Origin of the sequence: Mycobacterium sp. SP-6446 (assembly GCF_001954045.1) — a bacterium.
Taxonomy (GTDB): Bacteria; Actinomycetota; Actinomycetes; order Mycobacteriales; family Mycobacteriaceae; genus Mycobacterium.
In genome coordinates this window covers 1-12,614 of sequence record NZ_MBEM01000002.1, presented here as the reverse complement: position 1 = coordinate 12,614, position 12,614 = coordinate 1, and the positions used below count along the sequence as shown (strand labels likewise).

General features: G+C 67.2%; 14 protein-coding genes. 8 read left to right on the top strand and 6 right to left on the bottom strand.

Annotation, left to right across the window (positions count from 1 at the left end; translation table 11 throughout):
- On the top strand, positions 1-587 hold a 587-nt coding region (locus A5736_RS00075; protein ID WP_139333029.1), incomplete at its 5' end, for an ABC transporter permease.
- Positions 588-591: 4 nt separating this feature from the next.
- On the opposite strand, the gene A5736_RS00070 is transcribed toward A5736_RS00075, so the two are convergent.
- From A5736_RS00070 to A5736_RS00060, 3 genes are read right to left on the bottom strand one after another with little or no spacing between them, the layout of a single operon-like run.
- The gene (locus A5736_RS00070; RefSeq protein ID WP_076243841.1) at positions 592-1,212 is read right to left on the bottom strand and encodes a class I SAM-dependent methyltransferase; all 621 of its coding nucleotides are present in this window, start codon (positions 1,210-1,212) and stop codon (positions 592-594) included.
- Positions 1,209-1,805, bottom strand: coding sequence for a DUF4389 domain-containing protein (locus A5736_RS00065; protein ID WP_076243840.1), 597 nt, complete (start codon positions 1,803-1,805; stop codon positions 1,209-1,211). Before A5736_RS00065 ends, A5736_RS00070 begins: the two co-directional genes overlap by 4 nt.
- Positions 1,793-3,052: an NAD(P)/FAD-dependent oxidoreductase gene (locus A5736_RS00060; RefSeq protein WP_076243838.1), complete on the bottom strand. Its 1,260-nt coding sequence runs from the start codon at positions 3,050-3,052 to the stop codon at positions 1,793-1,795. Before A5736_RS00060 ends, A5736_RS00065 begins: the two co-directional genes overlap by 13 nt.
- Between A5736_RS00060 and A5736_RS00055 the strand changes: the two genes are divergently transcribed.
- A complete protein-coding gene (locus A5736_RS00055; RefSeq protein ID WP_083667082.1) occupies positions 3,017-3,940 on the top strand; it encodes an antibiotic biosynthesis monooxygenase in 924 nt (307 codons plus the stop codon). The genes A5736_RS00060 and A5736_RS00055 overlap by 36 nt on opposite strands.
- On the opposite strand, the gene A5736_RS00050 is transcribed toward A5736_RS00055, so the two are convergent.
- On the bottom strand, positions 3,937-4,815 hold the full coding sequence (locus tag A5736_RS00050; RefSeq protein ID WP_076243846.1) for an SDR family NAD(P)-dependent oxidoreductase: 879 nt from the start codon (positions 4,813-4,815) through the stop codon (positions 3,937-3,939). The genes A5736_RS00055 and A5736_RS00050 overlap by 4 nt on opposite strands.
- A gap of 429 nt (positions 4,816-5,244) precedes the next feature.
- Between A5736_RS00050 and A5736_RS00045 the strand changes: the two genes are divergently transcribed.
- Complete coding sequence (locus tag A5736_RS00045; RefSeq protein ID WP_076243844.1) at positions 5,245-6,051, top strand: SigB/SigF/SigG family RNA polymerase sigma factor; 807 nt, start codon at positions 5,245-5,247, stop codon at positions 6,049-6,051.
- 102 nt (positions 6,052-6,153) lie between these two features.
- Entirely contained in the window at positions 6,154-6,783 is a 630-nt protein-coding gene (locus A5736_RS00040) for a hypothetical protein (RefSeq protein WP_076243836.1), read from the top strand.
- A gap of 17 nt (positions 6,784-6,800) precedes the next feature.
- Here A5736_RS00040 and A5736_RS00035 read toward each other — a convergent pair whose 3' ends face one another.
- Positions 6,801-7,904 carry a sulfite oxidase gene (locus A5736_RS00035; protein WP_076243843.1) on the bottom strand — a complete coding sequence of 368 codons (1,104 nt, stop codon included), beginning with the start codon at positions 7,902-7,904 and terminating at the stop codon, positions 6,801-6,803.
- An 88-nt stretch (positions 7,905-7,992) separates the two neighbouring features.
- Between A5736_RS00035 and A5736_RS00030 the strand changes: the two genes are divergently transcribed.
- A complete protein-coding gene (locus tag A5736_RS00030; protein ID WP_076243835.1) occupies positions 7,993-9,138 on the top strand; it encodes a serine hydrolase in 1,146 nt (381 codons plus the stop codon).
- Between the two features lies 1 nt (position 9,139).
- On the opposite strand, the gene A5736_RS00025 is transcribed toward A5736_RS00030, so the two are convergent.
- Entirely contained in the window at positions 9,140-9,616 is a 477-nt protein-coding gene (locus A5736_RS00025) for a nitroreductase family deazaflavin-dependent oxidoreductase (protein WP_076123106.1), read from the bottom strand.
- Positions 9,617-9,665: 49 nt separating this feature from the next.
- Here A5736_RS00025 and A5736_RS00020 point away from each other — a divergent pair, with 49 nt between their 5' ends.
- The 3 genes from A5736_RS00020 to A5736_RS00010 all read left to right on the top strand — a co-directional run.
- Positions 9,666-10,901, top strand: a complete 1,236-nt coding sequence (locus A5736_RS00020; RefSeq protein WP_076243833.1) for a Xaa-Pro peptidase family protein — start codon at positions 9,666-9,668, stop codon at positions 10,899-10,901.
- Entirely contained in the window at positions 10,891-12,021 is a 1,131-nt protein-coding gene (locus A5736_RS00015; RefSeq protein ID WP_076243832.1) for a Xaa-Pro peptidase family protein, read from the top strand. The genes A5736_RS00020 and A5736_RS00015 overlap by 11 nt, the downstream gene beginning before the upstream one ends.
- A gap of 98 nt (positions 12,022-12,119) precedes the next feature.
- The coding region (locus A5736_RS00010; RefSeq protein ID WP_139333028.1) for a DUF222 domain-containing protein at positions 12,120-12,614 on the top strand (495 nt) is incomplete at its 3' end.

Here is a 12,614-nt window from a genome sequence, read left to right as displayed (position 1 = left end):
TCGGGATGGGCCTCGATCAAATGCGGGCGTGGTTCGACCGCCCGGTAACGACGGCACTGCAGATCGCCGCCGCCCCGGGCGCGGATCCGCACCACCTATTGGCCGACGTCCGCCGCGCGGTGCCCGCGCCGAATTATGTCTATGACGGTCGCGCCGAGCTGGCCGGCCTGGAGGCACCGATGCACCAGAGCATGTTCATCGCCAACGCCGTCTGGATCATCGTCGTCCTCGTGGCGGCAGTGGCACTGCTGAACACGTTGACGCTGTCGGTACTCGAACGGCGCCGCGAAATCGGCGTGCTCCGGGCGATGGGCGCCAGCCGCCGATTCACGCTGCAGATGGTGCTCGTTGAGGCGACGGGCATCGGCGTCGTCGGCGGCGCTTTGGGCCTGGCGTTCGGGTGTGCGGACCAGTGGCTGTTCAGCCTCGTCAGCGGAGACATGATGAATTTCCAGGTTGCCTTCCGGCCCAGCTCCACGGCCCTTGCCTTCACCCTCGGGGCGGTGGCGATCAGCCTGCTCGGCTCGGCACCGCCCGCGCGGCGCGCCGCGCGGCTCAACATCATCGACGCAGTAAGTGTCGAGTAGCGGGTTAGTCCACCAACGTGGCGAATCCCTGCAGATGCGGTTTGCACGGGAACGGAACCGGGGTCCGGACGGCGCGCAGTCCCGCGATATCGAACCCGGCCGCGGCAATAGCCTCGCCGGTCCGGCGATTCGGCTTGCACCCCCCGGCCACCCAGGACCACGGCGTTGCGATCAGGTCCTGCAACCTGCCCGTGGCACCGTCCCCGCGGACATGCTCGAGGACGACCAACCTGCCGCCCGGCACCAGCACCCGCCGGATCTCGCTCAGTGTCGCGGCCACATTGTCCACCGAGCACAGCACCAGCCCGAGGTGAACCGAGTCAAAACTGTTGTCCGCGAAAGGGATCGACTCGCCGGCCCCGTCGACGATGTCGGCCGCAACGCCCCGGCGAACGGCGAGCCGCGACGCCATCCGCCGGAACGCGGCCACCGGCTCCACCGCCGCGACTGAGGTCACCGCGGGCGGCAGGAACTTCAGGTCGGCCCCGGGCCCGAGACCGACCAAGAGCAGCCGGCCGGTCGCGTGGGCGATCGCCGCTCGACGATATCGGTTGTAGAAAAGCCGGTCGAAGATTGGCTGACCAAACCGATATACGTAGGGGAACAACGGATTAGCGCGCGTTATCGACTACCTAGATCCATTCGGAACGGCGGATATTGGTCGCTCATCAACGAAACATACACCGCCACCCGGTAGCGCCACCGAACGATGCCCATGAGGAGATCGAACATTCCCGACGGGATCGACCCGGTGCACAAGAGCGTCACCGCGGCGATGACGGTGAGCACCTGCAGCACGGGTTCCATCGCCCAGCACAGCAGTATCTGCGGGAGCGCCAGCAGCCACGACTTGACCAGGACCGCCCATCGGGTCAGCCGCTGCGGATAGTCGACTTCGAGGTCGCCCGGGTAGTCCGGCCGGGACTTGAGGGTGAAGGGCGGGTATTTGTCGGTGCTGTTCATCGGGAACCGGTAATTCATGACGCGCCACGACCAGCGCAGCACTCCCACGTTGAAGTCGAAGATGGGCCGCGGATACCGTCCGGTGCACAGGATCGCGACGCCGGCAACGAGCGTGAGCGGTGGATACACCAGGTACAGAACGATCAATATGGGGTAATGCGGGACGGCCAGCACGCACCACTTGACGAGCCAGAGCCAGCGCGACGGTGCGTCGAAATCGCCCCGAACGGTGAGGGGCTCGTTCACGGATGGCATGCCGCGACCGGGTAAGGGGCGCCGAGGCGGCGATCGATTTCCGCCGACATCCGGCGATGACTGGTCAAGCGCAAGAACGTCGTCAGGGTCCAGGTATGCAACCGATCGGATATCCAGGTCGCCGGTCGCAGCACGGACTCGCCGTGGGCGACCTGCAGCGAAGCCACGCGGGATACGGCCCGTACTCGGCGTCGCCTGGTGTGCTCGTAGCTGCGCAGCGCCGCGGACAGGTCGCGGCCGCCGTTCGCCCGGAAATCCGACAGCGCCTTGCACAACACCATGGTGTCGAGCAGGGCCTGGTTGGTTCCCTGAGCGAGCGTCGGCGGCATGGTGTGTGCGGCATCGCCGAGCAACGTCACCGCACCGGCGTGCAACGGACCGGGAATCGGATGCCGAAAATGCGGGTACGGCGAGCCGGCCAGGTCTTCGTCGGTCAACTTCGCCAGCACCAGGTCGACCGCATCGGACCAGCCGGTGAAGTTGGAGCGGATCACCTCGATCGGACGGTGCGGCCGCACGAAGCCGTCCGACCACGGCAGATCGAACCACCACTGCACCGCGGAGCCGCCCGCCGGCCACACGCCGGTGTTCCCTTGTGCGCCGATCACGATGAGCGCGACGCCCTTGTCGGGTAGCTCCGGAACCGTGACGAGTCCCTGCCAGCTGCACCACCCCGTCGGCCGCGCGGTCTGCGCTCCGACCACATCGCGAACCATCGAATGCAGGCCGTCGGCGCCGATCAGCAAGTCGCCCTCGACCGCCGTGCGGTCCTCGAATTCGACCCGCACGCCGGTGGATGTGGTGGCGATCCCCGCCGCGCGGGAGCCGCATCGAATGCGATGGGTCGGGAAGCCGGCCAGCAGCCTTTCCAGGAGGACCTGGCGTGGCACCATCCGGACGGGCGCGCCTAGCCGTTTCACCATCGTGGTCACGTCGAGGTTGGCGATGCGGTGCCCGCGTGAGGTCATGACCTGAACGCTGGACAGCAGCTGACCGGCGCCGTCCATGTCAACGCCGAGCTGTCGCAGCACGGTCTCGCCGTTGGACCAGATGGTCACGGCGCCGCCGCCCGCCCGTGTGTCGGTGCGCTGATCGAAAACCGTGACATCGTGGCCGTCGCGCAGCAATCCCCTGGCGACCGAGATCCCGCTGACGCCGGCGCCGACGACAAGGACCCGAAGCGGCCGTCTCGGTGGTGGTAGACAGCTCGTATGTCTGCTGGGGCCTCCGCGATCACGATCTTCCATCCGCCCTCCAACCCTGAGCGGTTCAGCCGGTGGGTAGCCGCGTACGAAGCGTGCGCCCGTCACTCCCTTGGATACGTAAGCGCGCGCGAATCGGTTCAAGGAAACCGGCTCGATTGGGCCGTCGAGGTCTCGTTCGACAGTGCGGATCGGCTCGACGCATGGCTGGACGGCCCTGAACGCCGAGCGGTACTCAGCGACGGCGAGGCCCAGAGCTGCTGGCGGTGCACCTCCGACCTGATCCTTGTCGAGGGTGAACCACCGCCCGGCAACGTCGGTATCTTTCTGCACAGCGTGGCCGCCGGAAGCGAATCCGAATTCACTGCCGCGCAGGGCGATCTGACTCGCAGCAGCTCCGTCTTTCCGGGATACCAAGGCACCGCCGTCTTTCCGGCGGATTCCGCGGGGCAGTGGATGTCGGTGCTGCGGTTCCGTACAGCACAACAGTTGGCGGCGTGGGTCGGCTCGCCGGAACGGCGGGAAGCCTTGCCCCGCCTGCGGGGGAAACTGACCCGAGACTTCGCCGAGCTTCCGCACAACGCCCCATTCGGGTCGACGATCCGAATTGACCAGGGGCACACCAGGATTACGCCGGGATGGAAGACCGCGATGCTGGTGCTGCTGTGCCTCTACCCGACCGTCATGGTGCTCGCCACGTGGCTGTCGCCGGTGCTGAGCCGTCTGGGCGTCGGCCAGTCGCTGTCGATGTTCGTCGGCAACGTGATCAGCATCGCGTTGCTGCAGTGGGTGCTCGTCCCGGCCGCTTCTCGGCCCTTCCGGCGCTGGCTTGACCCCATCGACGGGGCATCGGGCCGGATCAGCCTGGCAGGTGCGACGGTGATCGCCGTCGCTTACGGGGCGCTACTCGTGGTCTTCCCGCTGATCGCCTAGTCGCCGCCGATCATCTTGTGCAGCTGCGCAATCGACCACGGTTCGGCGTCGCGATGGTCGCGATAACCCAACACGCGCGGCGCCGGGCGATCGAACCGGCCGACGAATCCGCCTGCGGCAACGAAGATCTGGCCCGTCACGTCCCGGGCCAGGTCGCTGGCGAGGTAGGCGTAGAGCGGGGCCACAAACGCCGGCGCAGCGCTGTCCAGCGACGCCCGCATGGTTATCTCGTCGAGCAACCCGCGCCGGTGCAGGTCCTCTATGTGCGCTTCGTAGTCGGCGCCGGTCGATAACCGTGTCCTCGCGCCGGGACATATCACGTTGGCCCGCACGCCGTGGGCTTTGAGTTCCGCGGCGATGGCGATGGTCAGGGCGTTCACGGCGCCCTTGCCCGCCGGGTAACCGGTGCCGCCGTAGTCACCGAGGAAAGCCACCGAACTGGTGTTGACGATCGTCCCGTGGCCTTGGGCCGCCATGACACGCGCCGCGATTCGGCAGGTGTGAAACGCCGTGCCGAGGTGGGCGCTGATTAGCCGATCGAACTCCTCGGGCGCGATAGTCAGGATCGAGGAACCGGTCGGCTCGGCAATGCCGGCGCAGTTGATCAGGATGTCGAGTCGCCCGAATGTCCTCGTGCATGCGTCGACGAGGGCCTCCGCAATGCGCTCGTCGTCGGCCGCTCCGACCACCGGCGTGGCCCGTCCTCCCGATGCGGTGATCGCCGCGACGGTCTCGCGCACCGGGCCGGCGTCGCGCCCGTTGACCACCACGCCGGCGCCGAGGTTGCCGAGCAGTTCGGCGACGGCGCGCCCGATGCCGCGGCTGCCGCCGGAGACCACCGCGCCACGCCCGGTCAGCAGGTCGCGATCACTCATGGCACCCATTCCACAATCAGCACAAAGATGCGTTCCGACGCACCGTTGTGGGTGCTTACCGCATGATTTACGCGTGCGCAAGATCTACTCGTATTCAAGATCGACCCGGGTGCCCGATCGCCGGTTCATGCCATGAGAGGTACTATCAAAGGCGACGTCCGTTCTGGACACGTCGCCGTTTAGCTCAAAGCGGCCAATCAGCCCACACGGCTGCTGGGCATGCGTGGCTACGGCGATATCGCTTTCGCCACCTTCCCCTCAGTACCGGGTGCGCTGTTGACAACCGACCCGTCGTTGAAACGGGTGTAGTGGTGGACGACTGCGCGCACAGTCTCGCCGCGCACGCTCAGAGGGAGTGTGTGCGGTGCAAACCTGTTCGCGCGTCTGCGTCTTCACCACAAGCTGAGTCTGCAGGAGGCGGTTCAGCAGATGATCGACGTAATTGCTCCACCCCGCCCTAACCGATCGACGACCACACAATCCGACGATTCATACGACGACGTCGTCGGCATGTTCCTGGATCTGAGCGAGCTGCCCGCCGAGTCGCACGAATACCGGCAGCAGCGCGAACGCATCGTCGCCCGATGCCTACCCCTGGCCGACCACGTGGCCCGGCACTTCGGGCGCCGCGGCGAAAGCCTCGACGACTTGACCCAGGTTGCACGCCTGGGGCTGATGAACGCCATCAACCGGTTCGACCCGGCCAAGGGACCCAGCTTCATCGGCTTCGCGATCCCCACCATGATGGGCGAGGTCCGGCGCTATTTCCGCGACTACAGCTGGGGCATGCGGGTGCCGCGCCGGCTGCGCGAGCTACACATCCAGATCAGCAGGACGTCTGCTGACCTGGTCCAAACGCTCGGGCGAGCGCCTACCGCCTCCGAGCTGTCGCACGCGCTGGGAGTCCCCCGCGAGGAGGTCATCGAATGCCTCGTTGCCGGCGACGCCTACCAGCTGGAGTCCCTGGACGCCCCGGTGGGTGATGGCTCGGGCAAGCCACGTCTGGTTGCCGACGCGATCGGCGCCATCGACCCCCAGATCGACCACATCACCAACCGGGAAGCCGTGCGCGTGCTGGTGTCCGCCCTGCCGCAGCGCGAGCGGGAGGTTTTGCATATGCGGTTCTTCGAATCGATGACCCAAAGCCAGATCGCGGAGCGAATCGGCGTCTCACAAATGCAGGTTTCGCGCATCCTGGCCAATACCCTGCGATCCCTGCGGGATCAGCTGGAGTAACCGGCTCACCGGGACCCCGATCGACGCGCGCACTGTACTGTGCGTTTCGGGCGGACGAAGTCGAGTGCGTCGCCCCAGGCAACCCGGAAGGAGCATGGTGCGATGAGGATTTCCCGGACGGTGGTCGCGACCGTAGCCGCGGCAACGGCGCTGACGGTGTCGGTGGCCGGATGCGGCGGAAACAAGACGTCGTCGCCCACGTCGACGACGAAGTCGGGGTCGGCCACGTCTGCCACCTCGACCAGCAGCTCTGCGCCGGCTTCGTCGGCGCCGGCGCAGCCCAGCGACTACACCGGGCTGTTGATCCAGGCGACCGACATCAACGCGCCGGTGCAGTTCAACGGCAGCCCGCCGGTGAGCAACCCGAACGGTCAACCCGGGGTCGCCACGACGTTTAGCACCCAAGACAACAGCCACGTCATCAAAGACACCATCCAGGTGCTGAGCGACCCCGCAGCGGCTACCGATGCGCTGAACGCGGCGAAGCCGGGCCTGGCCGCCAACATCAAAGACCCCCAGACGGGGACCGTCAACGTCGGGACCGGCGCAACCACGCTGTCGGGGAACGCCCCGGACAAGTCGAAGGGCGTGTTGATCCTGCTGTTCACCGAGGGCAAGGCGTTCGTCACGCTCGAGTTCTATGGGCCGACCGACTCACTGCCGCCCGACGACTTCGTCAACGATGTCGCCCAGAAGCAGGATGCAGCCGTCAAGAAGGGGCTGGGCGGCTAAGCCGGCGTCGCCGTCCGTCACGCGACTGACACGGGGACTACGGCCCAGGCATTGTTGCCGTATCCCCGCGGATTCCACAGCGACGCCACCGATTCCGGCTGCAACGCACCGGTGTCGTCCCAGGCGCGCGCGGCGATGCGCAAGGGCCCCGGTTCGACGTCGACGCTCAGCGACCACGGCCGCCACGACCATTTGCTGGGCGCCGGGCGCAGATCGGCCTGCCGCCACGTGATCCCGTTGTCGATCGACACGTCGACGCGCTCGACGCTGCGGCCGTCGCCGGCGATCCCGTAGCCGCGGATGGTCAGCTCACCCGCCGGTACCTGGTCGCCGTCGGTGGGTTCGAGGATGTCGCAGTTGAGCGCGAGCGACGACAGCGGGATGCCCTCACCCGGCCCGACGGTATCCGCATCGGCTTCCGGCGGCAGGATGCGGTAATCGAGGGCCTGGAAGTAGTTGTCCGACGGGCCGGATTGCACCCGGATGCCCGTGACCCATTTGACGCTGCGCGCGCCGACATACCCGGGCACCACGACGCGAACCGGACCGCCGTGGGCGCGCGGAAGCGGTTCGGAGTTCATTTCAAACGCCAGCAGCACTTCCCCTGACAGCGCCTTGCTCAGCGGGATCGAGCTGCCGTAGGACTGGACCGGCCGGGCCTCCTCGGCGACGTCCGGAGCTTCGAATGCGACGTGCAGGCCGTCATCATCGTGGTATCGCGCGGCCGCGAGGACATCCGCCAGGCGTACCCCGCCCCACCGCGCGGTCGAGATCGCCCCGTGCGCCCATGGGTCCTTGCCCGGGATCGGTCGCACCCGCAGCATCTCGGCACGCCGATTGCCGGCGCACGCGAGCGTCGCCACCACGCTGTGCCGGTCGAAATCCGTCGTCAGCCGGTCGTACGTCAGGGTGAGCGGCTCGTCCACGCACCCGCCCACCCTCAGTCGCCATTGCAGTGGCGAGATGTCGGGGACCGGGCCGTGGTTGCGCGCGTAGAACGCGTCGATCGGGGTGACGTCGCTGCGCGCCAACACTGCGGCCGGTGGTTCGGCGTTGTACGGCAGACGCCCGCGCACGATCATGTCGTCGCGCTTGCCCCACAGCGCCGCGGACTCCGTCATGGCGACCATTGTCGCCCGGACGGGGCAAGCCTGCGCCGGATTAACTTCGCCGCGATCTGAACGGCGCAAGCGGGTTACGGTAACAGCCATGGACGCGATTCACGGACACTGCGACGAGCGGTTCGAGAAAGTCCTGGTCGCTCTGGCCGACAACATCGTCTCCGGTGAAGAGGTCGGCGCCTGCATCGCCGTCGACATCGACGGCGAATCCGTCGTCGACATCTGGGGCGGCTTCACCGATGCCGCGCGGACAACCGCCTGGGCCAAGGACACGATCGTCAACGTGTGGTCCTCCACGAAGACCGTCACCAGCCTGGCCGCCCTGATGCTCATCGACCGCGGCCTGATCGAACCGGCCGCGCCGGTCCGCGCGTACTGGCCGGAGTTCGCCGCAAATGGCAAGCAGGACATCGAGATTCGTCACATCCTGTCGCACACGTCGGGGGTATCCGGCTGGGACCTACCGTTCACCACCGAGGACATGTACGACTGGGACAAGTCGACCGCGGCCCTCGCCCGGCAGGCGCCCTGGTGGGAACCGGGCACGGCCTCGGGATACCACGCGCACAATCAAGGCCATCTCATCGGCGAGGTAATCCGGCGGGTCACCGGGAGCACGCTCAAGGAGTTCGTCCGCGACGAGATCGCCCGCCCGCTTGGCGCCGACTTCCAGATCGGGGCCGCGCCCGCCGATTACGACCGCATCGCCGAGGTCATCGCGCCGCCCCCCCTCGAGCTGCCACTCGACCTGTTGCCCGAAGAGAGCCCGATGCGCAAGACGTTCAGCGGCCCACCGCCCAACGCCGACGCCGCGAACACACGGGCCTGGCGCGACGCCGACATGGGCGCCCTCAACGGCCACGGGAATGCGCGTTCGCTGGCCGCGATCCTGTCGGCGATCTCGTTGGGAGGCACGGCCCGTGGCGTGCGACTGCTGCGGCCGGAGACCGTCGAGATGATTTTCGACGAGCAGGCCAACGGGACCGACCTCGTCATACCGGCGACGCTGCGCTGGGGCCTCGGATATGGACTGGCCGGGACCGAGGCCCTCCCCTATGTTCCGGACAAGAAGATCTGCTTCTGGGGTGGATGGGGCGGCTCGATGGTGTTGATGTGTCCCGATCGGCGGGCCACCGTCGCGTACGTCATGAACAAGATGGGACCCGGAATCCTCGGTTCGGAGCGCACGGCGACTTACGCCAAGCTGATCTTCGACGCGCTCGCTTCAGCCTGAATCACGGCGCCGGCGTAAGACGAAACAGCCTGAACTGGCGCGGCTCGGCGTGATCTTGCGCGATCTGGTAGTTGGGCCAGTGCGCCACGACCGTGGCCCAGGCCCTATCGCGTTCGATCCCGCTGAGCAGCCGCACCTTCGCGACGAACCGATGGCCGCGCCGGCGCACGATGACACGTTCTGTCGCTTTGAGATTCGCCGACCACGACGGGTGGCACTCCCGGCCCCAGTTGGAGCCGACCAGGACCATGCCGTCCCCGTCGGGGACGTACTGGACCGTCGCCGTCCGGGCGAGGCCCGTTTTGCGGCCTGAGGTCGTGATCTGCACGTTGGGCAGCCCGGCGAGGTCCAGGACCCCGACCCGGCCACCGCTGGCGAAGCGCAGCAGCGATTCGAGCGTCTCGGCGATGGCCCGTCCCGGCAACAACAGCCGCCGGTACGCCGCTGGATTTCGCGCCACCCGCTGCAGCGGATTCACGCGCTTCACCTTATTACCCGGCGGTCCCGTCTGCGTATCCTATTGACCGATGGCAAACTCTCTCGCCGCCCGCGGCTCGGTCATCGACATTCCTGATGAGCCGGACTGCGCCCGCATGCGCGCGGAGACCGGAACGCGGCTGCGGTCGGCGATGGCCGACCACGGGATCGACGCACTGATCCTCCTGATGAACGGCTACGTCACGTATGCGACCGGTGTCAGCTGGCCGCTTTTGGATGCGGGCCTGTCGCACGTAGAGCGCCCGGTGGCGGTCGTGCTGGCCGATGACGAACATCCGCACCTGTTTATGCCGTTCCGCAGCGGTGGGTACGCGGAAGCACCGGTGCCCGAGGACCATCTGCACGGCCCCGCCTACCTCGAATTCGACCAGGGCGTCGAGCATTTCGCTGCCGAGTTGGCCGAACTGGTCCCCGCGGGAGCGAGCATCGCCGTCGACGAACTGACCGGCGCCATGCGCCGCGCGTCACGAAAACTCTTCCCTGCGGGCGCGCCGACGGATGCGGCGATCGTGGTCGGTGCGGCGCAGTTGGTCAAGACGCGCGATGAGCTTTCTTGTCTGCGCAGGGCGTCCCGCATCACCGAAGAAGCGATCGTGGATGTGCAGCGGGCGTTGGCGCCGGGAGTGCGGCAGACCGAGCTGTCCGCCACGCTGGTACGGCGCGCTTTCGAGCTGGGCGCCACCACCAACATGCTGGAGGCGATCTGGCAGGTGATGCCGAGTTCGCGGGAAGCCGGAGTATGGACGACCCACGGCGATCTCGCGCTGCCGCTGCTGCCCACCGATCGCGAACTGGCCGCCGGCGATGTGCTGTGGACCGACATCAGCATCACCTATGCCGGGTATTGCTCGGACTTCGGCCGCACCTGGATCGTCGGCGGGCAACCCACACCGAAGCAACAAGATCAATTCCGTCAGTGGCGACACATTCTGGACGCCGTGCTCGCGGTGACCAAAGCGGGTGCGACGTCGGGCGATCTCGCGCGGGCGGCGATTGCCGCCAACGGTGGCCGCAAGCCGTGGCTGCCGCACTTCTACCTGGCCCACGGTATCGGTACCTACCCCGCCGAAACCCCAATGATCGGAACGGATCTCGGCGCGGAATTTGACGACAACTTCGTCTTTCCGCCCGGCATGGTCCTGGTTTTGGAACCGGTGGTGTGGGAGGACGGGACCGGCGGCTACCGCAGTGAAGAGATCGTGGTGATCAACGAAGACGGCTTCACCCCGATCACTGACTACCCCTACTCCCCTTATGGCGACTGAAGTTTCGGCCGACGCGCCGGCCTTGCGGGCCGGACGCCGGGAGCGGGCGCTGGCCCAGATGGACGCCCACAACCTCGACATCTTGGTCCTCGGCCGGCAGGCCAATATTCGTTACGTCACCGGAGCCCCGCAGCTGTGGATTGCCGGGACACGACCGTTCGGTCCGATGTGTGTGGTGGTGCGCGCGACCGGAGACATCTACCTCAACAGCACCGACGACGAAGGAGTTCCCGAGGAGATCGGCCACGACCACCTGTACGGGCTGGCGTGGAATCCGATGACGCTGATCGACGTCCTGAAGAAGATCGACGGTGCCGAAGCGGCGCGCCGAGTCGGAACCGATGCGCTCACACCGACTTTCGCGGCCTTGTTGCCCGACGCGTTTCCGCGTGCCGAGCTCGTCGACGCCGAGCTTGCGATGCGCGCGGCGCGCCGCATCAAGACGGCCGATGAAATCGCCGCGATCGGCGAGGCGCTCCGCGTCGCCGAGACCGGACTCGCCGCTGCTGTCGGCGAATTACGGCCGGGGGTGTCCGAGCGGACGTTGACCGGGGCGTTGCTGGAGGCCATGGCCGCGGGTGGAGTGAGCACGCCGGCCACCCAGGACGGCGCCTGGGTGACCTCGCGGGAACACCCGTGGCGACGCGCTGCAGCGCATACCGAGGTGCGGTCCGGCGACCTTGTCGCATTCGCGGCCGGCGCCCTGACGGGTGGTTATGTCGCCGAGGTGGGCCGGACCCGCCCCGCCGGCGGCATCGACGACGGACCGGTGCGCGACCTATTCGACCGGTCAAAGGCGTTGTACGACAAGATGATTGCGGCGTGTGGTCCCGGTGCGTCGACCCATGAGCTGCTCGCCGCCTATGCAGCGGCCGGTGAGCCGGTACCCCCGATGCCCGTCGGGCATGGTCTGGGATTAGGTTTCGACCCGCCGGTGGTATCCGAGACGCTTTGGGCCGCGGGCGAACACGATCAACTCGAGGCCGGGATGGTGCTGGCGATCACCGGCTACGTGTGGCAGGAGGGGGTCGGGGCGGTCTTCCGCAGAGACACCGTCGCCATCACCGCCGACGGCGCCGATGTGTTGACCACGGCCGTGCCGTGGCTCGACGGGAGCTAGAGGCCGGTCTCCTCGCTGGCTGAAATTTCTTGTGTCACTTTGGTTCCAATGGTCACAAGTCAACGTTTTCTGTCGGTGGGCCGGCCTAGTTTGGCGGTATGAGTCCGGACGGGGTTGTCGATCGAGAGGCGCTGACGGCGGCCTTCGATACCTTGGATGCCGCGTTTGACGATACGGCCGGATTCGACTTCGAGGCGTTGACGTCCCCTGAGCAATTGGGCTTGTTGGAGCGCTATGAGCGGCTGCGCCGCCGGCTACCGGCGGCTGAGCATCGGCTGATCAATTCCCTGGGCCGCCAGGCCACCCCGGAAGAGTTGGGCGGCAAGCTCTCCCATGCGATCGCCGAACGGACGCTGATCAGCCGCGCCGAAGCTACCCGGCGCATCAACGAGGCCGCAGATCTGGGGCCCCGGCAAGCCCTGACCGGCGAGCGGTTGCCGCCGGTGTTGGCGTCGACAGCCGCCGCGCAGCGCGAGGGCAAGCTTGGCGTCGGGCAGGTGGCGGTGATTCGCCGCTTTTTCCACCAGCTGCCCGGCTGGATCGACCACGCCACCCGCGAGCAAGTCGAGGCCAAGCTGGCCGAACAGGGCACC

What these genes read in the sequence shown, in the direction of transcription:
- A5736_RS00065 (WP_076243840.1), bottom strand. Translation starts at nt 1,805, where the DNA reads ATGCCATCCGTGAACGAGCCCCTCACCGTTCGGGGCGATTTCGACGCA.
- A5736_RS00055 (WP_083667082.1), top strand. Translation starts at nt 3,017, where the DNA reads ATGTCTGCTGGGGCCTCCGCGATCACGATCTTCCATCCGCCCTCCAAC.
- A5736_RS00060 (WP_076243838.1), bottom strand. Translation starts at nt 3,052, where the DNA reads ATGGAAGATCGTGATCGCGGAGGCCCCAGCAGACATACGAGCTGTCTA.
- A5736_RS00050 (WP_076243846.1), bottom strand. Translation starts at nt 4,815, where the DNA reads ATGAGTGATCGCGACCTGCTGACCGGGCGTGGCGCGGTGGTCTCCGGC.
- A5736_RS00045 (WP_076243844.1), top strand. Translation starts at nt 5,245, where the DNA reads ATGATCGACGTAATTGCTCCACCCCGCCCTAACCGATCGACGACCACA.
- A5736_RS00040 (WP_076243836.1), top strand. Translation starts at nt 6,154, where the DNA reads ATGAGGATTTCCCGGACGGTGGTCGCGACCGTAGCCGCGGCAACGGCG.
- A5736_RS00035 (WP_076243843.1), bottom strand. Translation starts at nt 7,904, where the DNA reads ATGACGGAGTCCGCGGCGCTGTGGGGCAAGCGCGACGACATGATCGTG.
- A5736_RS00030 (WP_076243835.1), top strand. Translation starts at nt 7,993, where the DNA reads ATGGACGCGATTCACGGACACTGCGACGAGCGGTTCGAGAAAGTCCTG.
- A5736_RS00020 (WP_076243833.1), top strand. Translation starts at nt 9,666, where the DNA reads ATGGCAAACTCTCTCGCCGCCCGCGGCTCGGTCATCGACATTCCTGAT.
- A5736_RS00015 (WP_076243832.1), top strand. Translation starts at nt 10,891, where the DNA reads ATGGCGACTGAAGTTTCGGCCGACGCGCCGGCCTTGCGGGCCGGACGC.